28 protein-coding genes are annotated in these 26,042 nt (G+C 51.9%); 17 read left to right on the forward strand and 11 right to left on the reverse strand.

Annotated features, from left to right (window positions below; genetic code table 11):
* Nucleotides 1–27 precede the first annotated feature (27 nt).
* The 3 genes from HMY34_RS08015 to HMY34_RS08025 are packed head-to-tail and all read right to left on the reverse strand — an operon-like array spanning nt 28 to nt 3,907.
* A complete protein-coding gene (locus HMY34_RS08015; RefSeq protein ID WP_202718730.1) occupies nt 28–1,383 on the reverse strand; it encodes a sigma-54-dependent transcriptional regulator in 1,356 nt (451 codons plus the stop codon).
* The gene (locus HMY34_RS08020; RefSeq protein ID WP_202718731.1) at nt 1,380–3,098 is read right to left on the reverse strand and encodes a sensor histidine kinase; all 1,719 of its coding nucleotides are present in this window, start codon (nt 3,096–3,098) and stop codon (nt 1,380–1,382) included. The genes HMY34_RS08015 and HMY34_RS08020 overlap by 4 nt, the downstream gene beginning before the upstream one ends.
* A 44-nt stretch (nt 3,099–3,142) precedes the next feature.
* Entirely contained in the window at nt 3,143–3,907 is a 765-nt protein-coding gene (locus tag HMY34_RS08025; RefSeq protein WP_202718732.1) for a septal ring lytic transglycosylase RlpA family protein, read from the reverse strand.
* A gap of 248 nt (nt 3,908–4,155) precedes the next feature.
* On the opposite strand from HMY34_RS08025, the gene HMY34_RS08030 reads away from it, so the two are divergent.
* Complete coding sequence (locus tag HMY34_RS08030) at nt 4,156–5,682, forward strand: D-alanyl-D-alanine carboxypeptidase/D-alanyl-D-alanine-endopeptidase (protein ID WP_228288011.1); 1,527 nt, start codon at nt 4,156–4,158, stop codon at nt 5,680–5,682.
* A gap of 49 nt (nt 5,683–5,731) precedes the next feature.
* Here the strand turns inward: HMY34_RS08030 and HMY34_RS08035 are convergent, their stop codons facing one another.
* Nucleotides 5,732–5,911, reverse strand: coding sequence for a hypothetical protein (locus tag HMY34_RS08035; protein WP_202718733.1), 180 nt, complete (start codon nt 5,909–5,911; stop codon nt 5,732–5,734).
* 224 nt (nt 5,912–6,135) lie between these two features.
* Nucleotides 6,136–7,446, reverse strand: a complete 1,311-nt coding sequence (gene rimO / locus HMY34_RS08040; protein WP_202718734.1) for a 30S ribosomal protein S12 methylthiotransferase RimO — start codon at nt 7,444–7,446, stop codon at nt 6,136–6,138.
* Nucleotides 7,447–7,935: 489 nt separating this feature from the next.
* On the opposite strand from rimO, the gene HMY34_RS08045 reads away from it, so the two are divergent.
* Nucleotides 7,936–8,853, forward strand: a complete 918-nt coding sequence (locus tag HMY34_RS08045) for a phosphoribulokinase (RefSeq protein ID WP_202718735.1) — start codon at nt 7,936–7,938, stop codon at nt 8,851–8,853.
* A gap of 42 nt (nt 8,854–8,895) precedes the next feature.
* Here HMY34_RS08045 and HMY34_RS08050 read toward each other — a convergent pair whose 3' ends face one another.
* On the reverse strand, nt 8,896–9,312 hold the full coding sequence (locus tag HMY34_RS08050; RefSeq protein ID WP_202718736.1) for an HIT domain-containing protein: 417 nt from the start codon (nt 9,310–9,312) through the stop codon (nt 8,896–8,898).
* Between the two features lie 2 nt (nt 9,313–9,314).
* Nucleotides 9,315–10,046: a DUF2238 domain-containing protein gene (locus tag HMY34_RS08055; RefSeq protein WP_202718737.1), complete on the reverse strand. Its 732-nt coding sequence runs from the start codon at nt 10,044–10,046 to the stop codon at nt 9,315–9,317.
* Nucleotides 10,047–10,175: 129 nt separating this feature from the next.
* On the opposite strand from HMY34_RS08055, the gene HMY34_RS08060 reads away from it, so the two are divergent.
* From HMY34_RS08060 to ppk2, 7 genes are all read left to right on the forward strand, one after another.
* The gene (locus HMY34_RS08060; protein WP_202718738.1) at nt 10,176–10,736 is read left to right on the forward strand and encodes a DUF6174 domain-containing protein; all 561 of its coding nucleotides are present in this window, start codon (nt 10,176–10,178) and stop codon (nt 10,734–10,736) included.
* 82 nt (nt 10,737–10,818) lie between these two features.
* Nucleotides 10,819–11,571: a helix-turn-helix domain-containing protein gene (locus tag HMY34_RS08065; protein WP_202718739.1), complete on the forward strand. Its 753-nt coding sequence runs from the start codon at nt 10,819–10,821 to the stop codon at nt 11,569–11,571.
* A 124-nt stretch (nt 11,572–11,695) separates the two neighbouring features.
* The gene (locus tag HMY34_RS08070) at nt 11,696–12,673 is read left to right on the forward strand and encodes a hypothetical protein (protein ID WP_202718740.1); all 978 of its coding nucleotides are present in this window, start codon (nt 11,696–11,698) and stop codon (nt 12,671–12,673) included.
* On the forward strand, nt 12,670–13,533 hold the full coding sequence (locus tag HMY34_RS08075) for a class I SAM-dependent methyltransferase (RefSeq protein ID WP_202718741.1): 864 nt from the start codon (nt 12,670–12,672) through the stop codon (nt 13,531–13,533). Before HMY34_RS08070 ends, HMY34_RS08075 begins: the two co-directional genes overlap by 4 nt.
* A 132-nt stretch (nt 13,534–13,665) precedes the next feature.
* On the forward strand, nt 13,666–13,938 hold the full coding sequence (locus tag HMY34_RS08080) for a YiaA/YiaB family inner membrane protein (protein WP_202718742.1): 273 nt from the start codon (nt 13,666–13,668) through the stop codon (nt 13,936–13,938).
* Nucleotides 13,939–13,952: 14 nt separating this feature from the next.
* Nucleotides 13,953–14,627, forward strand: coding sequence for a PspA/IM30 family protein (locus HMY34_RS08085; RefSeq protein WP_202718743.1), 675 nt, complete (start codon nt 13,953–13,955; stop codon nt 14,625–14,627).
* Between the two features lie 351 nt (nt 14,628–14,978).
* Nucleotides 14,979–15,794 (forward strand): polyphosphate kinase 2, encoded by an 816-nt coding sequence (gene ppk2, locus HMY34_RS08090; RefSeq protein ID WP_202719159.1) that lies wholly within the window; start codon nt 14,979–14,981, stop codon nt 15,792–15,794.
* Nucleotides 15,795–15,797: 3 nt separating this feature from the next.
* Here the strand turns inward: ppk2 and HMY34_RS08095 are convergent, their stop codons facing one another.
* The 3 genes from HMY34_RS08095 to HMY34_RS08105 all read right to left on the reverse strand — a co-directional run bounded on the left by HMY34_RS08095 (nt 15,798) and on the right by HMY34_RS08105 (nt 17,958).
* Entirely contained in the window at nt 15,798–16,526 is a 729-nt protein-coding gene (locus HMY34_RS08095; protein WP_202718744.1) for a transglycosylase SLT domain-containing protein, read from the reverse strand.
* A gap of 106 nt (nt 16,527–16,632) precedes the next feature.
* Entirely contained in the window at nt 16,633–16,866 is a 234-nt protein-coding gene (locus tag HMY34_RS08100) for a hypothetical protein (protein ID WP_202718745.1), read from the reverse strand.
* A 12-nt stretch (nt 16,867–16,878) separates the two neighbouring features.
* Nucleotides 16,879–17,958, reverse strand: coding sequence for a hypothetical protein (locus HMY34_RS08105; RefSeq protein WP_202718746.1), 1,080 nt, complete (start codon nt 17,956–17,958; stop codon nt 16,879–16,881).
* A 362-nt stretch (nt 17,959–18,320) separates the two neighbouring features.
* Between HMY34_RS08105 and HMY34_RS08110 the strand changes: the two genes are divergently transcribed.
* The 4 genes from HMY34_RS08110 to HMY34_RS08125 all read left to right on the forward strand — a co-directional run bounded on the left by HMY34_RS08110 (nt 18,321) and on the right by HMY34_RS08125 (nt 20,318).
* Nucleotides 18,321–18,605, forward strand: coding sequence for a BrnT family toxin (locus HMY34_RS08110; RefSeq protein WP_202718747.1), 285 nt, complete (start codon nt 18,321–18,323; stop codon nt 18,603–18,605).
* Nucleotides 18,565–18,900 carry a BrnA antitoxin family protein gene (locus HMY34_RS08115; protein ID WP_228288012.1) on the forward strand — a complete coding sequence of 112 codons (336 nt, stop codon included), beginning with the start codon at nt 18,565–18,567 and terminating at the stop codon, nt 18,898–18,900. Before HMY34_RS08110 ends, HMY34_RS08115 begins: the two co-directional genes overlap by 41 nt.
* Before the next feature lie 99 nt (nt 18,901–18,999).
* Complete coding sequence (locus HMY34_RS08120; protein ID WP_202718748.1) at nt 19,000–19,875, forward strand: SPFH domain-containing protein; 876 nt, start codon at nt 19,000–19,002, stop codon at nt 19,873–19,875.
* Nucleotides 19,875–20,318 carry an NfeD family protein gene (locus tag HMY34_RS08125; RefSeq protein ID WP_202718749.1) on the forward strand — a complete coding sequence of 148 codons (444 nt, stop codon included), beginning with the start codon at nt 19,875–19,877 and terminating at the stop codon, nt 20,316–20,318. Before HMY34_RS08120 ends, HMY34_RS08125 begins: the two co-directional genes overlap by 1 nt.
* Here the strand turns inward: HMY34_RS08125 and HMY34_RS08130 are convergent.
* Complete coding sequence (locus HMY34_RS08130; RefSeq protein ID WP_202718750.1) at nt 20,315–21,517, reverse strand: pyridoxal-phosphate-dependent aminotransferase family protein; 1,203 nt, start codon at nt 21,515–21,517, stop codon at nt 20,315–20,317. The two genes, HMY34_RS08125 and HMY34_RS08130, sit on opposite strands and share 4 nt — an antisense overlap.
* A gap of 142 nt (nt 21,518–21,659) precedes the next feature.
* Between HMY34_RS08130 and HMY34_RS20155 the strand changes: the two genes are divergently transcribed.
* The 4 genes from HMY34_RS20155 to tsaC all read left to right on the forward strand — a co-directional run bounded on the left by HMY34_RS20155 (nt 21,660) and on the right by tsaC (nt 26,041).
* Complete coding sequence (locus HMY34_RS20155; RefSeq protein WP_228288013.1) at nt 21,660–22,580, forward strand: hypothetical protein; 921 nt, start codon at nt 21,660–21,662, stop codon at nt 22,578–22,580.
* The gene (locus tag HMY34_RS08135) at nt 22,469–22,870 is read left to right on the forward strand and encodes a toll/interleukin-1 receptor domain-containing protein (RefSeq protein WP_228288014.1); all 402 of its coding nucleotides are present in this window, start codon (nt 22,469–22,471) and stop codon (nt 22,868–22,870) included. The genes HMY34_RS20155 and HMY34_RS08135 overlap by 112 nt, the downstream gene beginning before the upstream one ends.
* Nucleotides 22,871–22,996: 126 nt before the next feature.
* Nucleotides 22,997–25,480: a DNA topoisomerase I gene (locus tag HMY34_RS08140; protein WP_202718751.1), complete on the forward strand. Its 2,484-nt coding sequence runs from the start codon at nt 22,997–22,999 to the stop codon at nt 25,478–25,480.
* A gap of 3 nt (nt 25,481–25,483) precedes the next feature.
* A complete protein-coding gene (tsaC, locus tag HMY34_RS08145; RefSeq protein ID WP_202718752.1) occupies nt 25,484–26,041 on the forward strand; it encodes an L-threonylcarbamoyladenylate synthase type 1 TsaC in 558 nt (185 codons plus the stop codon).
* Nucleotide 26,042 lies beyond the last annotated feature (1 nt).

Genomic DNA, 26,042 nt, shown 5'->3' on the forward strand with positions numbered 1-26,042 from the left:
TTCTGGGCGCGTTCGTTATTCCCGACGCTATTCCCGAAACTGTTCGCGCTCTAAGCCGTACTTTTTCATTTTGTCGGTCAGGGTTTTGCGCGGCACATCCAACGCCTCCATCACCGCACGGGTATTGCCCTGATGGTGGTTTAATGCCTGCACAATCAAAGTTTTCTCGAAACACGCCACTTGTTCGGTCAAGGACAGCCCTTCCAGCCGATCACCCGCGTTCATCAAGGTTGCCAGATCAAAGTTGTAAGCCTCCCCCAATAGCACATAACGCTCGGCAATATTGCGCAATTCGCGGATATTCCCCGGCCAGTCATGCCCCATCAACACGTGCAGCGCACGGCTATTCAGCGGCGGTACTTCGGTTTCACAACGCGCCGCCGCAATCAACACGAAATGCTGAAACAGCAACGGAATGTCTTCACGTCGCGCTCGCAGCGGGGGAATTTCCAGCGTCACCACATTCAAGCGGTAATACAAATCGCGGCGAAATTCCGCACGTTCGGCAGCATCCTTCAAATCGACTTTAGTGGCGGCGATCACCCGAATATCCAGCGGAATCAGCTTGTTCGACCCCAGCCGTTCAATCTGGCGTTCTTGCAGCACCCGCAATAACGGCGCTTGTGTGGTCAGCGGCATTCCTTCGATTTCATCCAGAAACAGCGTGCCGCCGTTGGCGTGTTCAAACTTGCCAATGCGTTTGCCTTTTGCGCCGGTGAATGCGCCCGCTTCATGCCCGAATAACTCACTGTCCAACAAACTGGCGGGAATCGCCGCGCAGTTAATCGCCACGTAATTGTGATCGCGGCGCTGGCTTTGTTCGTGGATCGAACGCGCCACCAACTCTTTGCCCGTGCCGGTTTCGCCCATGACCAACACATCGGCATTCACATTCGCAATGCGGGTAATCATTTTGCGCAACAACATAATCGCCGGGGTTTGCCCAATAATGCGCGGGCCGGGGCGGGTTTGATTAGCGAGTGCTTCTTTCAAGGCGCGATTTTCTAAGGTGAGGCGGCGCTTGTCACTGGCGCGTTTCAACACTTCCACCAATTGCGTATTGGAAAACGGTTTTTCCAGCAAATCGTAACCGCCGTTGCGAATCGCGCTGACTGCCGTTGCCACATCCGCGTGTCCGCTAATCAAAATCACTGGCAAGTCGCGGTCAATGCGCAAGACGTGTTGCAGAAATTCCAAGCCATCCATTTCCGGCATTCGGATGTCGGAAATAATCACGCCCTCGAATTCCGCCGTGATCAATGGCAAAGCGTCAGCGGCACGGCTAAACGTTTGCACTTCGTACCCCGCCAGCAGCAGCGATTGCGCCGTGGCATCGCGGACTGTTTTTTCATCATCAACCAACAGAACATTCGGGGCAATCATTCGGTCTCTCCGGCGGCGGCTTGTTGCAAGGTGAGCGTGAATATTGCACCACCTTGCGGTGCATTAGCTACCCGTAACTGCCCGTTCATATCACGTGCCAGCCGGTAAGAAATCGACAAGCCCAGCCCCAAGCCTTTGCCAATGATTTTGGTGGTGAAAAACGCTTCAAATACATGCGGCATGGCGGCTTCGCTAATCCCCGTGCCGTTATCACGCACGCTAATGTCCACTTGCCCGGCGTGGGCTTGCAATGTTACCCACACCCGTGGTTCGGCTTGCTCTTCCACGGCTTCGGCGGCATTGCTGATTAAATTCACCAGAATTTGTTCTAACCACACCAAATCGGCTTGCACGTAGCGCGTTGCGGGGTCGCGCTGCTGTTCCAATACAATGCGGGTTTGCGCCAATTTGGGCTGCACAATGCTTAATGCCGAATCCAAGGCCCAGTGCAAATCACAGGTTTCAATTTGACCAGCACTTTTGCGCGAAAAGGTTTTCAATTGGCGGGTAATGGTCGCCATGCGCTCGGTCAGGCTGACAATTTCCAGCAAATTGTGATGCGCCATTTCCGGCTTGCCAATGGCGAGAAATTGCGTGGCATTGTCGGCATACGCCCGAATCGCGGTCAGCGGGTTATTGAGTTCGTGATTGATGCCAGCGGAAAGCTGCCCCAAGGCGGCCATTTTCGCCGCTTGCACCAATTCTTCTTGGGTATGCTGCAATTCGCGGGTGCGTTCGGCGACTTTTGCCTCCAAATCTTCGCGGGCTTTTTGCTCGTATTCACGGCGTTGCCGTTGATTTTTCCACAGCACGTACACCAGCAATAAAGTCAACAACAGCATGAAAGCCGTCATCGCCACCGTTACCACTACCGGACGGGTAACGCTGCGCCAATCGGTGAGAATGTAAACATTCCAATCAATAAACGGCATGGCGCGTTTGTGCACTAAATAATCGTGTGTGCCGGTATCCACCCGTTGCAATTCCAACGCAGGGTCAATCCGCGAGCGCCAAGGCAAAGGGTTAAGGGCTTGCTGATCGTAACGCTGATTATGAAATAAGGCCGCTTGCGTCAACGCTGACAACGGCTGCAAGGTTTGCAAACGCCATGCTTCTTGGCTGGACATAAACACCACACCGTTTAAATCCGTCACCATGAATTCGGCACTGTCTTGCTGCCATTGCGCTTCTTGGGTATTGATGTCCACTTTAACCACCATCACGCCCAAGGGCTTACCCTGTGCATCCGGGATGGCATGAGCGAAATAATAGCCGCGTTTTTTCGAGGTTGTCCCCAAGGCATAATAACGCCCCAGTTGCCCTTGCATCGCCTGTTGAAAATATTGCCGAAATGCAAAGTTTTTACCGATAAAGGAGGCTTGGGTATTCCAATTACTCGCGGCAATGGTCATGCCATCGGCTCGCATCAGGTAAATATCCGCTGTTCTAGCAATCCGGTTCGCCGTTTCCAGGGTACGGTTGAAAGCCGCTAAACGTTCAGGATCGGGAGTGGCGCTGGCTAGGAGCGCACGGGCGGCGGGGGCTTGCCCCAATAATTCGGGCAGATAACCGTGTTTTTCCAATTCGGCAATGAGTTGCCCCACCAATTGTTGGGATAACGCCTCGGTTTTTTGCTGCAAACGTTCAGCGGCGTTTTGGTGTACCGCGTAATAAACCGTGGCTAAAGTGAGCGTTGCCAACAGCACGATTGCCACTAACGCAACCGTGCGACTGTGTACGCGGGAACGCCAAGAATGGTTTATTCCAATACCTCGACTTTGACTTTGGCGGTTCCGGTGCCAACCATGCCAATTTCTTTTGCTGCTGCTTTGGATAAATCGACCACACGCCCATGCTTGCTGAAACCACCACGGTCATTCACCTTGACTTCAACAGCTTTGTTATTGCGCAAATTCGTGACACGAATGCGGCAACCAAACGGTAAACTGCCGTGGGCGCACGTCAAACCGTCCTGATCGAAACGTTCGCCACTGGCGGTTCTGCCCCCGTCAAACTTATCACTGTAATAAGAAGCAGTGCCGACTTGGTGAGGTTTGGCGGGAGCGTCGGTATCGCGGGCGGGAGCGGGAGGGGACGTTTTGGCGGAATTCTGATGAGCGCTGACTTGCAGATAACCGGGCTGGGGTTGCGGGGTAGCGACCTTGCCCCCTAGCGAATCAGGCATCACGTAATACGCCTGTTTTGGTTCATGGGCAGCATTCCAGACCAGCGGGGCTGATGAATCGCGGGCGTTGCGGTTCTTGGATAGCTGGCGTTTTTTACTCACTAAACGCTTTTTGGCAGGTTTGCTGGCCTTGGTTTTCGCCTTTACCTTCAGCTTGGTTTTAACGGAACGGTGGCTGGCGGTTTTCGCCGCCTTGTGTTTCGAGACTTTAGCGGTCGCCGCTTTCTCTTTGGCTAACGCTGCGCTGGGTAAACTAAATGTCACGGCTAAAGCCAATGCTGTCATGCCAATGCTGACACTGCGTGTCACGCTTGACCATTTGGGTTGTTGTATTTTCATTGTTATATCAATTCCTCCGACTAAAAAGAATAAGTCGTTAAAAATCATAGCACGCTGTCTATAATTGTAAAGCTATTCCCATACCAACGTACCCGGACAATTTCAGTTGACGATTGAACTTTTTGGGCAAATTAAGTCTCTATTTATGCAGGTTATGACAGACTTATCGGGCAACAGGGCTTACAATATTTACTTTATTATCTCACCTGTTTTTAAACGGGGCGCTAGAATTATTAGGGACAGGAATCATGAAGAACGGGGAATCTATGCGAATTTTGCACATTAGCGCGTTACTAGCATTATCGGTTTCGATGGCGGCTTGCAGTTCACAAAATGTGCAGCCGGGTACAGCGGTCGCCACGCATTCACAAAGCGAATTATTTGGAGACACAGCGCCAGCGCCTTCCCGCCAGCAGGCAGCGATTACCAACCGCACCCAAAACCCACAACAGGCTGTTGCATTTAACGCGCCTGAGCAGCAAACCCCACCGACGGCACAAATTTCCCCCACGCAACTCCAATCAGCGGGTGGCGATAAAACTTACCGGGGTGCAGGCAAACTCAACCGCTTGCCTGACAATATTGCCAGCAGCTTGCGGCTACGCGGCTTGTCAGAACAAAACCTTGGGGCTTATGTGCGCCCAGTCAGTGGCGGTCAACCGTTGCTGGTGGCGTATGCTGATACGCCGCGCAACCCGGCTTCCACCATGAAACTGGTGACCAGCTACGCCGCGTTGGGCGTATTAGGGCCAACTTACCGCTGGCCGACCGAAATTTACACCGCAGGCAATGTGGTGGGTGACACCTTGCAAGGCGATGTCATTATTAAAGGTTACGGCAACCCTGACTTCCGTGAAGCCGATTTCCGGCAATTGCTGCAAGCATTGCGGGCGCGGGGTATCCGCACGATCGCCGGGAATTTCGTGGTCGACAAAAGCTACTTTAACGTTCCGCCACAAGCCGCGATTGATGGCAACGCCGGGGCAGACTACAACGCGCAACCGGAAGCCTTGCTCTATAACGAACGCGGCAGTTGCTATGAAATGCGCAATAAAGCCGGGCAAATCCAAAAAATCTGCCCGATTGCGCCCCGCAACGGCAGTGACTTAAATGCCAACTTGTTCGGGGACTTCTGGAAAATCTGGGTCGGTGAAATGAGCGGGAATCTGAGCGGTGGCCTGCAAGTGCAAGCCGTACCCGCCGGAGCGCAACTGGTCAGCACGCACCATTCCCAACCCTTGAGTAATGTGTTGGTCGAAATCAACAAAGAAAGCAACAACGTCAAAGCCCGCCAAGTATTGCTCTCAATGGGGGCTAAGCAATTCGGCGCTCCCGGCACGACTCAAAAAGGCGCGGGTGCAGTGGGACAATTCATGGAAAGCCGGGGCTTACGCTTTTCCAACCTGAAAATCGAAAATGGCTCTGGCCTCAGCCGTGTAGAACGCATTTCCACCCGTGAAATGGGCGAAATGCTAGTCGACGCTTACAACAGCCCCTATCGCGATGAATTAATGCGCTCAATGGCGGTGCTGGGCGTGGATGGCACGGTGAAAAGTCGCCTGAAAAATCTGGCGGGGCGCGGTAAGTTCAAGACCGGCACCTTGCGTGATGTACGCGCACTGGCGGGGTATTTGACGGCGGCAAATGGGCAAACTTACGTGGTGGCGCTATTACACAACGATGCCAGCATCCGTGCTACTGCCAAAGAAGCGCATGATGATCTGGTGGAATGGGTGTATTACGGTGCGCAAAATAGCGTAGCCAGTGCGCAATAATTTGTATTATTAGCCAGACTAAACCCCCGCCTGATCGGGGGTTTTTTATTTATAAAATCATTACCATCCCAAATGACACGAATACCACCCAACCCAACATGCCCACAATCTCGGCGAGTGGAATTTCAAGAATCGTCATTTGATAAAAAATAATAATAACAAGTACTGGCAGTGCATCGTGCAAATTTGCGAGGATAGCACTGCATAATTGGTTGAATGCCTTAATCATCTGTTTAGCCCTTGTGCAGGCGCATCATTAAATAGTCATTAGCTATTTTAATGGATAGTCTGGGTATAATACAGTGATAATGATCACTTTATACACAAAAACTAATCGCATAGCGCCGTCATTGAATCGTTCTATTTTTAGGCAACTTTTCTTGCCGAGAGTTCAATTCTCAGGGTAAATAAATAAAGCATGTTGGGCAAACTAAATTATCTTATTGATAATGATTAAATTTTTGCCCACAAGTCATGTTCATCAGCATGAGTAATGTGCACTTGCACAAATTCACCGACCGGTAATTCGACGCCTTCGATGATGACCTGCCCGTCAATTTCAGGCGCGTCACGGTGAGTACGTGCAATGCTTTGCCCGTCACCCGCTTCATCCACCAGTACCGTCATGGTCTTGCCAATCAAGCGGCTGAGCTTGGCAGCGCTGATTTCGGCTTGTAATTCCATGAAACGTTCCAGACGCTCCTCTTTGACTTCTTCCGGCACTGCGCCGTCGATAGCGTTAGCGTCTGCGCCCTTAACCGGCGAATAAGTGAATGCGCCTACGCGGTCGAGTTGCGCTTCCTCTAGGAAATCCAGCAAGGTTTCAAAATCATCTTCCGTTTCACCGGGGAAACCCACAATAAAGGTACTGCGTACTGCAATCTCCGGGCAGGTTGCCCGCCATTTGCCCAAACGTTCCAGCACTTTTTCCGCATGAGCTGGGCGGCGCATGTTTTTCAACACGGTGGGGCTGGCGTGCTGGAAGGGAATATCCAGATACGGCAAAATTTTGCCTTCCGCCATCAACGGCAGCAGGTTATCGACATGCGGATACGGGTAGACATAATGCAAGCGCACCCACACGCCCATGTCACCCAAGGCTTCCGCCAATTGCTGCGAATGCGTTTTGATCGGGCGACCTTGCCAAAAACCCGTGCGGTATTTCACATCAATTCCATACGCGCTGGTGTCTTGCGAAATCACCAATAACTCTTTCACCCCGGCATTCACCAGATTTTCGGCTTCCTGCAATACATCCCCAATCGGGCGCGACACCAAATCGCCACGCAAGGAGGGAATAATGCAAAACGAACAACGGTGGTTACAGCCTTCCGAAATTTTCAGGTAAGCGTAATGGCGCGGCGTCAGGCGCACCCCTTGCGGTGGAATCAGGTGCGTGTACGGGTCATGCAAGGGCGGTAAATGCTGATGCACCGATTGCATCACCGCTTCATACGCATGTGGGCCGGTCACGGCAAGCACATTGGGGTAAGCGTCCAGCACCGTGCTTGCATTTGCCCCCAAGCAGCCGGTCACAATCACTTTGCCGTTTTCATCGAGTGCTTCGCCGATGGCTTCCAGCGACTCTTCTACCGCAGAATCAATAAAACCGCAGGTATTCACCACCACCAAATCGGCATCGTCATAACTGCCGCTGATTTCATAACCTTCGGCACGCAATTGGGTAAGGATGCGTTCGGAATCCACCAACGCCTTAGGGCAACCGAGACTGACAAAACCGACACGGGGCTGAGCTTGTTTCATAACAAATAATGGGTAAGTGATTGGAAAGCCGGTAATGATAGCGGATTCCGACACATTATGCGCTGGTATCCGCGCAAATTGGCTGCAACACTACATCTTGTGTCAAGCACTTTTCGCAGTGGCTACAGAGTTATGCACATGGCACAAGATATGGTGAAAGCCCTTCAACATCCCATTGAAATGCCCCAGTACAACCCTGCGAAATTTTCAACTAATTGATTTTAAAAGGTAATTTACTTGATTTATTTTTAAGCAATCTGGGAAAAATCCTTATACAACAAGCGCTCTTGCACCTGTTTTTACCAACTCTCCACAGACTTATCCACAGGATGTGGGGATAACTCACCTAAACGCCTGATTAAGTTAATATTAAGTTTTTGTGAAAACCCTATTTAGCGTATCCCTATCGAAAGGCATATACAGGCAACCTGTCCGTTTGGTTAGAATGTTGGTCGATTGCGCATTCATATTCTGAGAGGAGAAGATCCGATGTCCAAAAAACACCCAGTTATCGCTGTAACAGGTTCCTCTGGTGCAGGCACCACCTTCGTCAAACGTGCGTTTGAGCACATTTTCTTCCGTGAAAAAATCACGGCAGCCGTGGTCGAAGGTGACAGCTTTCACAGCGTTACCCGCACTGAATTCAAGCAACGCTCTGCGGTAGAAACCAATTTCAGCCATTTTGGGCCAACAGCCAACGATTTCCACGCGCTGGAAGCTTTGTTTAAAAGCTACGGCGAAACCGGCAGCGGCAAAAAGCGTTACTACCTGCACAACGATGCCGAAGCCACGCACCACAATAAGCGTTTGGCGGATATGGGTGTCACTTGCAGCGCGGGTTCCGGCGAATTCACCCCTTGGGAAGATACCGAAGCCAATACCGACATTCTGTTCTACGAAGGCTTGCATGGCTTGGTGAAAGACACGAGCGCCGATAAAAAATACGGCGGTTATGACGTTGCCAAATACGTGGATCTCGGCATTGGTGTCGTGCCTAGCGTCAACTTGGAATGGATTCAGAAAATTTCGCGTGACCACGCCGAACGCGGCTATTCACCCGAAGCCACCGTCGATACCATTATGCGCCGGATGCCGGATTACATTAACCACATCACCCCGCAATTTTCGCGCACCCACATCAACTTCCAGCGGGTGCCGACCGTGGATACGTCCAACCCGTTTATTGCGCGGGATATTCCAACCGCCGATGAAAGTTTCGTGATTATCCGTTTTGCTGATCCCAAAGCGTTTAATGTGGATTTCCCGTTCTTGCTTTCCATGATCCACGATTCTTTTATGTCACGCCGCAACAGCATTGTGGTGCCGGGTGGCAAAATGGTATTGGCGATGGAGCTGATCCTGAACCCAATCATTCACGATATGATTGAGACCAAGAAGAAGGTTTAAACCCACTTCAACCCCTCTTCCTCACGGCGAGAGGGGCCTAGGTTAGCGTTGCAAATACATGCGTAACGATTCGCAATGAGTCGTGGCGACCTCCGGCGCATAAGGCTCTGGGGGAAACTTTCCCCACACTGGCGCAGGCCAAGCCGCATCGTTTTGAAACCGTGCAATATGATGCACATGCAATTGCGCCACTATATTCCCCAATGCCGCAATATTGAGCTTATCCGGCTGGAACAGCGTCATTAACGCCTGACTGACCTGATCCGATTCCGCCCATAACTGTTGGCGTTCGGCGTGGGTGAGCGCGTGGATTTCGCGGATTCCGGCACGACGTGGCACCAGAATCAGCCAAGGGTAACGCGCTTCATTCATCAGCAATACGCGGCATAACCCCAAGTCAGTGACCGCATACGTGTCTTGTGCTAATTGCGGGTGCAAAGCAAAATCTTGATCTTTCATCGTTACCCTCTATCGTCAATGGACATTTCCGCCAGCATCCGCCGGATTTCATCTTCGCCTAACGGCTGCTTATGTTTGACCCGCAAACTGGCATTCCATTCGCGGGCAAAATCGCGTTGCAACCACAGATTGATTCCCACCGTCAGCCCCATTGCCAGCAATGCACCGCCACTGGCAAGCGCCATGTCTTTGTGCGCATCCCACACGTCGCCTTGCGTGCCCAGATACGCCATCCCCAGCTCACCACCGAAGCCTACGGCAACGACCCATTCCACCAATTCGTACAACATTGACGTGGACATGGTTAAATCCAGCGGCAGAAAATAACTCCAAAAACCTTTCAAATCCGCCACTCGAATAAACATTTCACGCACAGGGTAAGCCAACAACAAGCCATACAGAAAATGCACCAGCCGGTCAAAATGGTTGCGTTCAAACCCCAGCGCTTCATTGAGTGAATAGCCAAACGCCGCTTGCCACCACTGATCATACGGCACTTCGGCATAGGTGTAATGCGAACCGACTTCATGCAAAGCCAGAAACAAAAAGATTAAGGTATAGGAAAGGCGTGACAGCGGAAACGCTTGACTCGTGCTCCACAACAGCAGCACGGCGACCAGGGTGAGGACATTTTCCAACATCCAATCATGGCGATACAGTGGGGCAATGCCGAGCGCAATAGCGAGTAGCAGAAATAATCCGAGCAGCGAGAGAAACCATGTGCGGTGTGTCATATTTTTATTCTCATGCAAATAACCAGCGTCTGCTGGCGGCTTGATTCTGGCATAGACTAGCTGAACTTTCCCCTATTCCAGCGGTCATTTGCTTGTATCAACACCGGCAACCACAAGGGGATTATTACCATGAAATACACATTGCTGACCACACTCTGCGCGGGCTTGCTGAGTGGTTGTGTCGCAACCAATCCAGCCTTAACCGATAATACCAGCGCGGTGGTGCAACACCCTGCGCCGTCTACCGACAGCTATTTTCTTGCCAACCGCGACCTGCTGGCGGCTGAAACCAAATGGCGGCTACACAAACCCGCGCATTACCGCTACACCTTGCAACGCTCGTGTTTCTGCACCGCTGAATTTCGCAAACCGATTGCCATTGAAGTATCAGGCAACACGGTCACCCAATCAACCGTAGACGGCGTAGCCCTCGCACTGGAACGCCGCGCTGATGCCTTAACCGTGGAAGATTTGTTCGACATTATCCGCAAAGCTGTTGACAGCAAAGCTGCCCGTATCAGCGTGCAATACGATTTGGATAATGGTCGCCCACTCTCAATCAGCATCGACCAAAACTTACAGATGGCTGACGAGGAAATGCATTACACCGCCTCCGACTTCAAAGCCGTCACCAAAGCCAAGGCAAAAAAGAAAGCCAAAAAAACCGTCAAAAAATCCACCAAAAAATAACCCTCGGCACGCTTCCCCGTAGAGACACAAGATTTTGCGTCTCTACCTACCCAAACGGCTGACAATGCGGTAATTTATCCACATGCCGCAAACCACCGAACTCATCACCACCCTGAAAAAGCTACTCAAGCGCCACAATAAAACCTATATTGATGTCGCCGCTTGCCTGCAACTCTCCGAAGCCAGCGTCAAACGCCTGTTTTCCGAACAAGATTTATCGCTGCAACGTCTGGATAAAATCTGTACCTTAATGGGCATGGAAATCTCCGATCTTGTTCATGAAATGCGCTCCGAACACGCCAAGCCGATCAGCGAGTTAAGCCATTCACAGGAAAAAGAAATTGCCGACGATTTGCACCTATTGCTCGTCACCGTGCTAGTGCTGAATCGCTGGTCATGGCAAGACATTACCAACCGTTACAACTTTAGCGAAGCGCAAGTGATCCGCTACCTTGCGCACCTCGACCGTTTGCACATTATTGAATTGCAACCGGGCAATCGGATTAAGCTATTGGTTGCCCCCAATTTCAAATGGCGCGATGATGGCCCGATCATGAAGTTGTTTCTCGCCAAAATCGAAACCGAATTTTTCCGCGCCCGTTTCATCAAAGACAACGAAAAACTGGTGGTACTCAACGGCATGTTGAGCGATGCCAGTAACGCCCTGTTCCAACGCAAAATGACACAATTAGCCAAAGATTTCGATACCCTAAGCAAGGATGATGCCAGCCTACCGATTGGCGAACGCAAAGGGTCGACTGTGCTGCTGGCGATACGCGACTGGGATTACGAACGCCTATTCGGTGATCAGCGCAAGCTACTGCCCCGGATGTAGCGCCCATTGATCAATGTGTGGTATCCACCAGTCATTTTTCCTTGAAATTGACTGAGATACTCTGTATTTTTAAACCAAAACATCTTGTTCATTTTACTTTGAGTGTCCTTGGCGCAGACTATTTATGAAACCCATTGCTGTGCTTATAATATTTATAATTGGCTTGTTTAGCGTCTTCCTTGGCTACGCTTTGATTAAAGACAATAAGCCACGTACTGCTGATGAAGTAAGAATGCAGTTGCAATTGGATGACGATAAGCAACAACATGAAGTGCAGATAAAAGAACTCGATTTAGACCGTGATTTGGCCTTGAATCAGCAACAACTCAATTACCAAACTTACCTCCAGCAGCAAACCTTAAACCATGACGTACAGTTGGAACAGTTACGCATTCAGCGGCAACTTGCCACCGAACAATGGGAATTAAACCAAAAAACCCAAGCCGAGCAACAGAAGCAGCAAGCCGATATTGCCATCAAACAGCTTGAATCCACCACGAAATACACCCTTAACCAGCAAAAACTGACCGCCGATAATGCGCAATTGGGCATGAAATTGACGCACGATGCCACCATGCAAAAACAAAAGGCAGAAAGCATCGAAAGCCGTATTTACCTCGTATCCGGCGCAGGTGTCGCGATAATTTTAGTGTTATCAGGGTCGGGAGCCGTCTTATTTCTTATCTGGCGGCGTTCTAGGGTGGAAATTATGCACCTCAAACAATGCCATCAATACAATCTGGAAGAGCGCCACCTGACGCATGAAGTACGCATGAAGGTGCTGGATGTCATCACCCAGTTTTCCTCAGAAGAACGGGTGGAAATTATTGGCAAAATTGTCAGTGCCACGGCGGTACCGCCCGTTGATACCACGATTGTCCTGAACCCTCGGCAAGCGGAACAACCACCAACAGCGCCGCCCGTTACGAACGAGCTAAGCGCCGATAAAGCGAATCCGTCGACATCGACAACGCTTAGCCGTTACAGCTTGCCGATCTTGGCGTTGATGCCGGTGCATGACAGTAAGCGGGTGATTGAGGCACAATTGCACAAACTAGCCACCTACCGTTCCTCTTTTTCCAACAAGACTTCCCCTAAATGACGCAACAACGCCTCTACACCCACGGCTGGGATGACTACGAACTGCTCGACGCAGGCGATGGCAAAAAGCTGGAACGCTGGGGCAAAATCCTCACCATTCGCCCCGACGTGCAAGCCTATTTCAAACCCGGCAAGCCCCACAGCGAATGGCACACGCTGGCGCATTGGGAATTTATCGAGGCCGATAAGCACAGCGGCGTGTGGCATCCCTTACGCGACGCTGCCCCGACAAGCTGGGAAATCGGCTACCAGCGGCTGCGTTTCCAGCTCGAATTAACCCGCTTTAAACACCTCGGCTTATTCCCCGAACAACGCTGCAATTGGGATTTTATTGCGGAACACTTGCCCACTGAAGGCCGCTTTCTCAACCTGTTTGCGTATACCGGCGCGGCGTCGTGCATCGCACGGCAAACCGGCGCGGAAACCTTGCACGTCGATTCCGTCAAACCATTGCTGACGTGGGCGCATTCCAATATGGAGCGCAGCAAACTCGCGGATATTAAATGGGTGCGTGAAGATGCACTCAAATTCGTGGAGCGCGAACTCAAACGCGGGCGGCATTACGACGGCATTATTATGGATCCGCCCGCGTGGGGCTTGGGTAAAAAAGGCGAAAAATGGAAGCTCGACAATAAGCTGGAAGCGTTATTGGAAGGCGTGCAAGGCTTGTTAACGCAACGCGGATTTCTAATTCTCAACACGTATTCGCCCACGATTGGCTTGGCGGAAATTACCCGCTTGGCGCATCAGTATTTCAAACCGCAACAGTGCGAGGTGCGTGAGTTGTGGATGCAGACCAGCACGGGTAAGGATTTGTATTATGGGAATGTGTTGCGGGTAATTAAACATCAATACACCTAATGAGTATTGCCTAACAATACCCTGAGCCGTACCCAATTCAACTTCTCCCATTCACGTTGCGCCAAGCGCAACCATCCCCTAATCTTCCTCTCAGAGCATAACAACTGTTAATCGCAACCAGAGGAACACCCCATGAACGACAATATCACCCTGCCCAACTCCAGTAGCTGGTTATTCTTCGTCAAACTCACCTTCGGCATTGCGTTGGTAGGGATGGCAGCTTTCATCTTCTTCCTCGAAGGCAATCTGCTCACCAAAGGCTATCTCGCCCTAAATTCCCTGTTTCTTGTCAGCTCCACTATTATGCTATCGAAAACCCTGCGGGACGAACACGAAGCGCAACGTTTGCTGAATCGCATTAGCGAAGCCAAAACCAACAAAATCCTCAAAGAATACGCCGAGTAAGGGAGGCAATCCGCATGTTTTACTTAATCGAAAAACTCGCCACGGCGGTACGGGGTGGCACTCGCGAAGTGCTCGAAACGGCGGTAGATGCCAACGCCACCCGCATTCTGGGGCAGGAGATTTACGAATCCGAAAGCCATTTACGCGAAGCCAAGCAACACCTTGCACAAGTGATGGCTGACAAATTACGCCTGCAACGCCAGCTTGAGGCGCAGAAAAACCAACTGGCAACGAAAGAGGCAGAGATTCGCCGCTACCTCGAACAAGGCGATGAAGCCGCCGCGCTGTCACTGGCAGAAGATTTCAGCCAACACGAAGTGCGCTTAGAACAGCAGCAGCGCCAACACGCGCAATTGCACGCTTACGAACAGCGGCTGTTGCAAACCCTGAAAAGCACCGCCAACAAGCTGGAACATTACCGCGCGGAATTGCGCATGGCACAAGCGACCCAACACGCCCAGCAAGCGGTTGGCAAACTCTCCCGCCATGCCAACGTCCACAGCGACAAATTTGCGCGAATGCAAGATTCGTTAGAACGTATTCGCCAACGCCACCATGCTTTTGACGACCAAATGCAGGCTCAGCAAGACATTGATGCCTACCTCAACGGCGACTTGCCACCTGCCCAGCACGCCCGCGAACAAGCCGCTGCGGTATTGGCACGCTTGCGCAACACCCCGCTGCCCTGACATTTGTCAGCAATTGTTTGCCCTAGGTTTGCTAACATGGAAACGTTAAAATTTGATGACAAAAACGTGGAGTGCCTAATGGATAAAGAGCAAATTAACGCAAGCGAACCGATGGAAACTGACCCGATTACTGCCGAGGCGGTGGAAACGTTTGCCGTGCTGCAAGCCAGTGCGGAAGCGTCTGATGCGCAAATCAGTGCCGCCGAAGACATTTTGGAACACATTACCCCCAAACCGACCGATAGCGCCGCCGCCTTCAAAGCGCTGGAGTCTATTTTGGAAGGTGCATCCCCCGATGATGCTGCCGCTCTCAAAACCGCGCTGTTGCGCTGGCAAAAATACGAAGCCAGAATGCCCGTCAGCCCCGATGATGAATTGGTCGATGACTGGCGCTCAGCGGTTTATCCCTATAAAAATCGCCTCTCACGCAAATCTTACGAAAAACAGAAATACCACCTGCAAGTGGAATTACTCAAGCTGCAAGCATGGGTACGCGAGACCGGGCAACGGGTTGTGATTCTGTTTGAAGGCCGCGATGCAGCGGGTAAAGGCGGCGCGATCAAACGTTTCATGGAACACCTCAATCCACGGGGTGCGCGGGTAGTGGCACTGGAAAAGCCCACCGAAATGGAACGGGGGCAATGGTATTTCCAGCGTTATATCCAACACTTACCGTCTGCCGGTGAAATCGTGCTGATGGATCGCTCTTGGTACAACCGTGCCGGTGTTGAGCGCGTAATGGGCTTCTGTAACGAAGCGGAATACCTGTCTTTCATGCGCCAAGCCCCGGAATTGGAACGCCATTTAGTGAACAGTGGCATTCACTTGATTAAATTCTGGTTCTCCGTCAGCCGCAAAGAGCAGCGCCGTCGCTTTAAAGAGCGCGAAATTCACCCGCTCAAACAGTGGAAACTTAGCCCGATTGACTTAGCATCCCTCGAAAAATGGGATGAATACGGCAAGGCAAAAGAAGCCATGTTCTTCCACACCGACACCTCCGAATGCCCGTGGATTATCGTGAAATCAGACTGTAAAAAGCGGGCGCGTCTCAACGCCATGCGTTACGTGCTGAATAAGATGGACTACACCGGCAAAGATCTTCGCAATATCAGCCAAGCTGACCCGCTGATCGTCGGGCGTGCCAGCTTTGGTGGCAACAATAGCTAAGGCTTAATTTAGCTGCAATACCTGTCCCGCCTTAATGGTGTAAGGCGCGGACAGGTTATTCAAACGTACCAATTTTTTGACCGGCACGCCGGTTTGACGCATCGCTTCGTACACGGTATCACCCGCTTTCACTTGATACGTGCCGGTATGCAAATCCGCCCAAGGCAAGCCGTGACTAACCCGTTTAGCGGCTGATTTTTCAAGGGTTTTGAACGTGGCTTGTTTCACACTCACTTCGGCACTGGCGCTTTTGCCAGAAAATTTGCTGTAAGCTTGCATCACTTTACTCACATACGCTTTATTCGGAATGCGCCCGCCCGGTTTAATGCGGCCTTCGCCTGCGTTATAAGCCGCAACCATGCGCGGTAAATCACCGCTGTAGCGTTGCTGCAAATAGCCCAGATAACGGGTGCCACCGTGGATATTTTGCTGGGCGTTATACCCATTGCGAATATTGAAGCGGCGTGCCGTGGCGGGCATGAGTTGCATCAAGCCTTTTTCCCCTAGCGAGCCACGCGCTTTAGGACGAAAACAACTTTCCACCGTAATCACCGCTTTCACCAGACTGGAACTTACGCCGTGTTGCGTCGCGGCATTGTGAATCAAGGGTTTATACGCACTGGCTCTGGCTTGCAAGTTGTCGCTGCTGAGGGTTTGGCAGCCTGCGGCATGGGCAAAAGGCGAAGCACACGCCAGCAACACGCTGACGGCGCGGGGGATGATTTTTCTCATGAGGTGGACACTCTTTACTCAAAGTAAACGTTTTAAGCAAGAAGCCACTGAGGGTCAATGAAAATATTTTTATTTATGAATAGATTAAATTTTTTATTGGCAATAATTAGGCCAGTGCACGGTAACGTTCCATCAGCGTCTTGGTCACTTGTGACACCATGGACTGCGCTTCGGGGTCAATCAGCTCGTGGATGAAATCCAACTCGTCCAATACCCGATCAATTTTGTCGCGGGTATCGTAACTGTCCAGTTCACCCGCGATTTTTTGCAAATGCTTGTAAGGGTTATCAACAATATTGGAAATACCTTTCATGCCATCTTGAATGATGCCGTCTTGCATGGTGTTTGCTCCTTAGGGTGAGGTTATTCGATTTAGCAGGCGCTCGGCTGCTTGCTGCGCTCCAGTAGGGAATACTAGCGGTTTTCGCCACGGCATTTCCAGTAATGCCCGAATCTGATGGGTAAATCCCCCGGTTTGCAGCGTTTTCCAATCAATCAGTGTCAGCTCGCCGTGTTGCGCGTGCCAATCGGGTAAATTGGGTTCTTCCGGCCAGCCGGGGCGAGTAATGCATAAAGTCGGTACTTGATTGACGACCGCTTCGGTCTGCGTGCCATAGCCCGTTTTGGTAATCACCGCATCACACGATGCCAGCAAATCCACATAAGGCAAGGCGAATAGCGAAGCTGGCAAAAAGTCAGCACGCGCTTGTGTCAGCGCCACATCGGGAAAAATCCAACAAACGCCGGGGATTCGCGGCCAATTTTCCAGCGGGTATTCCATGCCCAAACCACCGAGTGCTACCAACACGAAACGGGTATGATCCGGCAACCCTGATTGCTGCCGTAACCCAGCGGGATTGCGTTTGCCCTGCGCTGCAATGGGAGCAATGGGCTGGGTGCGAATGGCGGGGTGCATATCCATTGACGGTGTGGGTTGTAGAAAGCATTCGGCTTGCGTGTAAGCGTGTAAGATTTCCTCACGAATCTGCGCCGCGCCCGGCAATCCGCCACAGTAGGTGTGGAACACATCTGCCCAATTCAGCGAACACAACGCAATGGCAGGCACACCGCATTCTCCGGCAGCGTCCAGACTCAGATACGGCACATTCGCGAACAGCAAGTCGGGTTGCAATTGTGCCAGTTCGCGGGCGGCTTGCGCTTTGCGAGCCGCATAATTGGCGTGGAAATCGGCATACCAACGCATACTCGCAGCAATATCGACCCGCAGCGCATCGTGCATCACCATGCCTGCATCCTGCTGGTAGGGAATCAGGGTGAAGGGATGGCGGATGCGTTCGCGCAGCATTTTTTCAGCGGCGCTGGAGCGGATGGTGAGGCGGATGTTGGTGCAATCGAGTGCGTTCAATACCGCTGAGGTTTGCGCCACGTGACCGAAGCCGTGGGCGGAGATGTCGACAAGGAGGTGTTTCATAGTTATACCCACGGGAAATGAAAATTCAGTTTTCCACTTCATCAGAAAAATACCATCTAACCACCCAGCCGCTTCAACTAGGCATTACGTTTCTCTTTATCAGCGGGAGAACTAGAAATGGCTTATTGAGATGTTCGATCCAAGAAGTAACATTTTCCAATTCCATAGCAAATCTCATGCAGCGAATGACATAGATACTCGTAAAGTTTACCAAACGAATCATGGCAATCAATATAAATTTTTCTTTAATGTTTATTTTTATGATTGAAGTAGGTTGTAGCAATACGGCGGTACTACGACACAAAACGTTCTATACTTGGCTTTGTCAGTATTTACATACTTGTAGTAACATAGGAGCAACGATGCAGTTTGAGTGGGACGATGCCAAGGATGCCAGCAACCAACGCAAACACGGCATCAATTTTGACCTTGCCAGCTTGGTATTTTTTGACCCACTGCGAATCGAACGCTACGACGGGCGCGAACAATACAATGAGGATAGGTGGATAACCATTGGGCTAGTCAACCCTGCGTTGCTATATGTGGTCTACACCCTGCGCGGTCAGGACGATGAAATCATCCGGTTAATTTCAGCGAGAAAAGCCAATGAAAGCGAAACACGAGCGTACCATCAAGCGAACAGTTGACCCTGCTAATCTGCCAGTATTGTCTGTCGAACAACAGCAAATGCTGGCAACCTTGGCAGCCAAACCCGATGCCGCGATTGATTACAGCGATGCACCACCCGCAGCACCCGGAGCAGAATGGTATCGTGCAGCATTAAACCCGTTATACCGCCCCAACAAACAAACCACCACCGTCAGATTGGATGCCGATATTTTGGCATGGCTCAAATCCAAAGGAAGCGGCTACCAAACGCGCTTGAATGCGATTTTGCGTGAATCCATGCTGCAAGAGCTGAAACAACAAGCACCAAAGTAACCCCATCTTCATCTGGAAATAGTCGCCCTTTGCCATTCGCAGGACTACACTAATACGTAATACCAACAACAAATCCACCGCATCTGCAAGGAGCTATTCATGACTGAATTTGCCATCGCTATCCTAATCTTCATCGCCGCGCTCATCTTCATGGGCGTTAAAATGGTACCGCAAGGTTACAACTACACCGTCGAGCGCTTTGGGCGTTATGTCACCACCATGCAACCCGGTCTGGGCTTACTCATTCCGATGATCTACCGCGTCGGGCGCAAAGTGAACATGATGGAGCAGGTGCTCGACATCCTCCCCCAACAAGTCATTACCGCCGACAATGCCAACGTCAACATTGACGGCGTGGTGTTCTACCAAGTGTTTGACCCCGCGAAAGCGTCGTATGAAGTGTCGAACCTGCAACACGCGATTTTAAACCTGATCATGACCAACTTGCGTTCGGTGTGCGGCGGTTTAGAGCTTGACCACCTGCTAAGCAAGCGTGATGAAATCGGCATCCGGGTGCTCACCATTGTGGACGAAGCCACCAACGCTTGGGGTGTCAAAGTGCTGCGCGTCGAAATCAAAGACATCGAGCCGCCCGCCGAACTGGTACGCGCCATGAACCTGCAAATGACCGCCGAACGCCAAAAACGCGCCCAAATCACCGAGTCCGAAGGCAAAAAGCAAGCGCAAATCCTCGAAGCCGAAGGCATGAAAACTGCCGCCTTCCTGCGTGCCGAAGCCCGTGAACGCGAAGCACTTGCCGAAGCGAAAGCCACCCAAATGGTGTCCAAAGCCGTGGCAGAGGGTGATGTGCAAGCCCTCAATTACTTCGTCGCGCAAAAATACGTCGAAGCGCTGGGCAAATTTGCCGATTCCAACCAGCAAAAAACCATTTTCATGCCGCTGGATACCAGTGGTTTGATGGGTTCCATCGGCAGCATCAATGAACTCTGGAAAGCGATGAAGGATAAAACCTGATGGAGACACTAGCACTGGAATTCTGGCATTGGCTGATTTTCGGCGTGTTGCTCATGGCGCTGGAAATCTTCATTCCCGCGATGCTGGTCATGTGGTTCGGATTTGGCGCAATCGTCGCCGGTATCGCCCTGTGGCTAATCCCCTCATTGCCGCTGAGTGGGCAAATCCTGATTTTCGCGCTGGTGTCGCTGGTAAGCGTATTTGGTTGGCGTAAATCGCGCTTCAGTGAAGCGAATATTCATTCCGACACGCCCGATCTCAATAACCGTTTGCACAGTCACCTCGGCAAGGAATACACCCTGACCGAGGCGATTATCAACGGACGCGGCACGATGCGCGTGGGCGACACTGCTTGGCGGGTGCGCGGTGACGATCTGCCTTCCGGCACACGGGTACGTGTTACCGGCGTAGACGGGGTGATTTTTATCGTGAAAAAAGCCTAACCTTCGCCCGACAATACCCGTTCCATTTCTGCCATCCCCGCTGGCAAGTCCAATTCCGCTCCCGCTGCCCGCATACTCGAACCGAGTGCGTGCAAGGTGCGGAACAGGTTGTAAGCGCGGCTTTGTTCGCCCATTTGCCCGATACGCAAGATATTCAGCCCAAACGCGCCGGAAATTTCCACTTTATGCACTTTCGACATGTGTGCACGGACGACATCGGCAGACACATGATCGGGTACGACAATCCCCACGACCGAATTCAAGCGGTGCTGCTTTTCGATCAAAAGCTGCAAACCCATGGTTTCGATACCCGCTTGCAAGGCTTCGGAACAGCGTAAATGGCGCTCAAAACGTTGCGGCAAGGTTTCCTCACATACCAAGCGCAACGCTTCGTGCAAGGCGAGGATGCCGGAAACTGGCGCGGTGTAATGGTAGGATTTTTGATTCCAGAATTTATCCGCCAATTGCGCATCCAAACACCAGTGGAATGGCAACTCTTTGCGCGGCGCAATCTTTTTCGCCCAAGCGGATTCGGAAAAGGCCAGCAAGGACACGCCCGGAATCGACGACAAGCCCTTTTGCCCGCCGGTAATAATCGCATCTACCTGCCAGCTATCCATTGCCAATGGCATGGTGCTGAGGGTGCACACCGCATCGACAATCACCAAACAGCCGTAGCGTTTGGCAAGCTTGGCGATTTGGTTAAGGTTTTTGTTGCACACGGTGTTAGATGTTTCGCCTTGCACTAGGGTGACAACATCAAATTGCCCTTGCTGCAACGCACGCTCGACCAAAGCCACATCCGCACCTTCGTTGTGGACAGCTTCCAAAATGGTCGGCTCTCCCCGTACCCGCCGCACCATTTCTGCCATGCGTTGGCTGAAATAACCATTGGTAATGCACAGCACCCGTGAACCGGGTGTCACCAGATTGGCAACCGCCATTTCCATCGCGGCGGAACCGGGGCCACTGACTGCCATCACATGGCTGGATTCGGTTTGAAACACATAGCGCCCCATGTCCTTGACCTGCTCAATCACGCGGCTCATGGTTTCGCCCAAGTGATTAATAACAATGGAATTGGCTGCTGCGACTTTTTGCGGGATCGGCACAGGCCCCGCGCCCATCATTAATAACGGCTCATCGGGCAGAATGTGTTCCAGTGGCACAATACTGGGCGGGGGGAGTAATTCAATCATGGCAATGCTGTCCTTCAAAATACGTGGAACGATTTTACGCGGATTCGCCTGAACTGTAACGGTATTGTCATGTAATAACCGGCAGACGGCGCAGTAACGACTATAATTGCAGTAACGTTAGCGGGCTTGCGGGGAATAAACGGTGTTAACCACAAAATCACTTAAGTTTTTAAGTCGTATTGGCTTATTACTCATCATCGGTTACTGGCTGATGTCGTGCGGGAAACTGTCAGAGCAAGCCCCCGCTCCCACCACAGAACAAACACAAACCATGGCGAGTGAAGAGCCTATTGCCTATTCGATGCAAGAAGAGCCAACCTTGATCATCGGCGGTGAACCCGCGTCGGATGATACTGCGGCAATGGCATCTGCTGCCACGATGGATAGCTCTCCAGAACCTGAATTCGGCAACATTTTATTCAACCCGCCCACGCACATGATTCGGGACAAAACCGAGCGTATCGAAGTGCGCATTAGCCGCGATGCGATTGATGCCAGCGGCTTGATCGGCACTGGCGACGTAATCAAAGACACTGTACGGGTCAGTGAACGGATGTCGGTATCGCTATACGGCGACAAATTTAACGTCATACCCATTACGGATGAACAGCAATTGCTGGAAGCCAGCGGCTACACCGAGTGGTCATTTGACGTGACCCCTTTACAAGCCGCTAAAGATCAGCGTTTAACCCTAAAAGTCAGCATTCACTTTGACTCTGGCCTGAAAAACAAGCTGGTGTATTCACAACCGATCACCATTGATGTGGATGGCAAAAGCGCCGTGCTCAAAGGGTTAACAGAAAATTGGCAGTTGCTGGTGCTACTGCTGTTTGCGGCAATCGTAGCGTTTTTTGTGGTAAGGGCGTTACGGGGTGGTAAAAAGTCATACAAGCGTTCGGGGATGAAGCCGTTTTCATCAGTTATCGGCGTGACGATAGCAGCGGTTATACCTTGGCGATTTACGAGCAACTCAAGCGGGCGTTGGGCGATAACGCAGTGTTTATGGATGTGGATGATATTCCGCATGGGGAAGATTTTGTCGTACACCTCGACAAAGTGCTAACCAAAGCCAATACCGTGTTAGTGATGATTGGGGAGCAATGGCTAAACGCCGCCAATGCCAATGGACGACGCTTGGATGACCCCAACGATTTTGTGCGCATGGAAATCGCCAAAGCCTTGCAGCGCAACATTCGCGTGATTCCTGTCTTATTAAAAAATGCACAAATGCCCACCGCCGCCGCATTGCCGGAAACCCTGCAAACGCTGTCACGCAAAAACGGCATCCGCATTTACGATGATCAATTTGAAGCCAGCATACAACGCCTGCTGGACGCTATTGCCACACAATAGGGCTGGCTGTCGTGGCTAATTTCACCTTTTACCGCCGCAAAACTTTACTTTCACCCCGCTTACAAGCATAAAATGCCGCCTTGTGACTAATCGAAACACGGGCAGCGTTGCTTGGAAGCATAAGAAATGAGCGAAAATCTAGTAATTGTCGAATCTCCTGCGAAGGGGAAAACCATCCAAAAGTACTTGGGTAACGGGTTTGAAGTACTCGCCTCTTACGGGCATGTGCGTGATTTGATCCCCAAGGAAGGCGCAGTCGACCCCGACAACGGCTACGCGATGCGTTATGAAATCATCGACCGCAACCAAAAGCACGTCGATGCGATTGCGCGGGCGCTCAAAAAAGCCGACAACCTTTATCTCGCGACTGACCCGGATCGCGAAGGCGAAGCCATCTCTTGGCACTTATACGAATTATTGAACGAACGCGGCGCACTCAAGGGCAAAAACGTGCAGCGCGTGGTCTTCCACGAAATCACCAAACGCGCCGTGCAAGAAGCCATTGCCAACCCGCGTGACCTCGCCTACGACTTGGTGGATGCGCAGCAAGCCCGCCGCGCCTTGGATTATCTGGTCGGTTTCAACCTCTCCCCGTTGCTGTGGCGCAAAATCAAACCCAGCCTGTCCGCCGGACGGGTGCAAAGCCCCGCCTTGCGTCTGATTGTGGAACGGGAAGACGAAATCGAACGCTTCATCCGCCAAGAATACTGGACGATGACCGCGCAAAATGCCAAGAACGGGCAAGCCTTCAATGCCCGTTTGCACACGCTGGATAATCACAAACTCGACCAATTCGACATTAATAATGAAGCGCAAGCAACCGAAGTGCGTGAGCATTTATTGCAAGCCGCTAATGGCAAACTCCTCGTCAGCAAAGTCGAGAAAAAACAGCGCAAGCGTTACCCCGCGCCGCCTTTCACCACGTCTACCTTGCAGCAAGAAGCAGTACGCAAACTCAAGTTTTCCACCCAACGCGCCATGCGGGTTGCCCAGCAATTGTACGAAGGCATTGATTTGGGCAGCGGCCCGGTGGGTTTAATCACCTACATGCGTACCGACTCGGTAACGCTGGCAAACGAAGCCATTGGCGAATTGCGCGGTTTGATCGAACAACGTTACGGACAAGATAAATTGCCGGAAACGCCGAATTTCTACAAAACCAAATCCAAAAACGCGCAAGAAGCGCACGAAGCGGTACGCCCGACCTCGGCATACCGCACCCCGGAACAGGTCAAAAGCCACCTCAATGAAGAACAGTTCAAGCTGTACGAATTGATCTGGAAACGCACGGTTGCCTGCCAAATGATCTACGCCACGCTGGATACGGTGTCGGCGGATTTGACCGCCGCCGCAGGCAGTTTTTTCCGTGCGTCCGGCTCTACCATCCGCGATGCCGGTTTCTTGCTGGTGTATGAGGAAGGCTTGGATGACCGTGCCAGCGAAAAGGAAAACCCGCTGCCACCGTTGGAAGAAGGCGAAAGCGTCACCCTCAATGACATTGCCGCCGAACAACATTTCACCGAACCGCCACCGCGCTACTCGGAAGCCTCTTTGGTCAAAGTCTTGGAAGAATATGGCATTGGGCGACCATCCACCTATGCCAGCATTATTTCGACCCTGTTGGCGCGTGAATACGTCGAGCTGGAAAGCCGCCGTTTCACCCCGACCGATATTGGGCGCATTGTAATCAGGTTTTTGACGGAGCATTTCACCCAATACGTGGACTACGATTTCACCGCCAACCTTGAAAACGAGCTGGATGAAATTTCACGCGGTGAAAAAGCTTGGGTTCCGGTGATGGATGCTTTCTGGCAACCGTTCCACACGCTGGTTGACGAAAAAATGGAAAGCGTCAACCGCAGCGACGTGCTGCAATCGCGTGAAATCGGCATTGACCCCGCCACTGGCAGACCCGTGTCGGTGCGTTTAGGGCGCTTTGGGCCGATGGTGCAAATTGGCACCAAAGACGATGAAGAAAAGCCGGTCTTCGCGGGCTTACGCCCCGGCATGAAGCTGGATACAGTCACGCTCGAAGAAGCGCTGGAACTCTTCAAACTACCCCGCCAATTAGGCGACACCGAAGACGGCAAAGCCATCAGCACCAATGTCGGGCGCTTCGGGGCTTACGTCAAATACGGCGACCAATTCGCCTCGCTGAAAAAGGAAGACGACCCGCACACCATTACCTTGGAGCGGGCGTTGGAGCTGATTGCCGAGAAAAAAATCAAGGATGCGGAAAAGATTCTGGTGGATTTCGGCAATGGGGTGCAAATCCTCAAAGGCCGCTGGGGGCCGTACATCAACAAAGTCATCAAGCGCGTCAAAGTGCAAGCACGTCTGCCCAAAGACCGTGAACCGGATAGCATGACCTTGGAAGAATGCGAAGCCTTGATTGCGGTCGTTGCCGAAGCCAAAACTGCCAAGAAAGGTGCGAAGAAAGCCGCCGCTACGCCCGCCGCAGAATCGGCAGAACAGCCAGCCGCCGATGCCCCGGCAAAACCGGCGAAAGCCAAAGCCGCGCCGAAAAAAGCCGCCGCAGCCAAAAAGCCCGCCGCGAAGAAACCGACGGCAAGCAAAAAAGCGCCTAGCCCGAAAAAATCAGCGAGCTAACGCATGTTGACCCGCGATTCATCCGTTGCCCTTCACGCCGTCCAATCCGGCGGCGTGATTGCTTACCCCACCGAAGCTGTCTTCGGTCTCGGCTGCAACCCCGCTGATCTAGTCGCCGTGCAACGCATCCTCACCCTCAAGCAACGCGCCGCCGATAAAGGGTTAATCTTAATTGCCTCTGACCTGTCACAACTGGAGCCGTATCTGTTACCGCTGGATGCGACGTTGCAAGCCCGCATCCTCCCCACATGGCCGGGGGCAGTAACGTGGTTGTTGCCAGTGCGCCCAGAGGTTTCCCCACTGATACGCGGCAATCACGACACGCTGGCAGTACGCATTAGCGCCCACCCGATTTGCCGCGCCCTTTGCCAACAACTGGGCCACCCGCTGATTTCCACCAGCGCCAATTTGAGTGATCACCCCCCCGCCCGCAGCGCCGCTGAAGTACACCAGCAATTCGGTGCGCAATTGGATGCGATTGTGGATGCGCCCTTAGGCGATCAAGCGCAACCCACCGAAATCCGCCACGGGATTACCGGGGAAATTGTTCGCCCCGCCTGAA

Source organism: Thiothrix subterranea, assembly GCF_016772315.1.
In the GTDB taxonomy this organism is placed as follows: Bacteria; Pseudomonadota; Gammaproteobacteria; order Thiotrichales; family Thiotrichaceae; genus Thiothrix; species Thiothrix subterranea.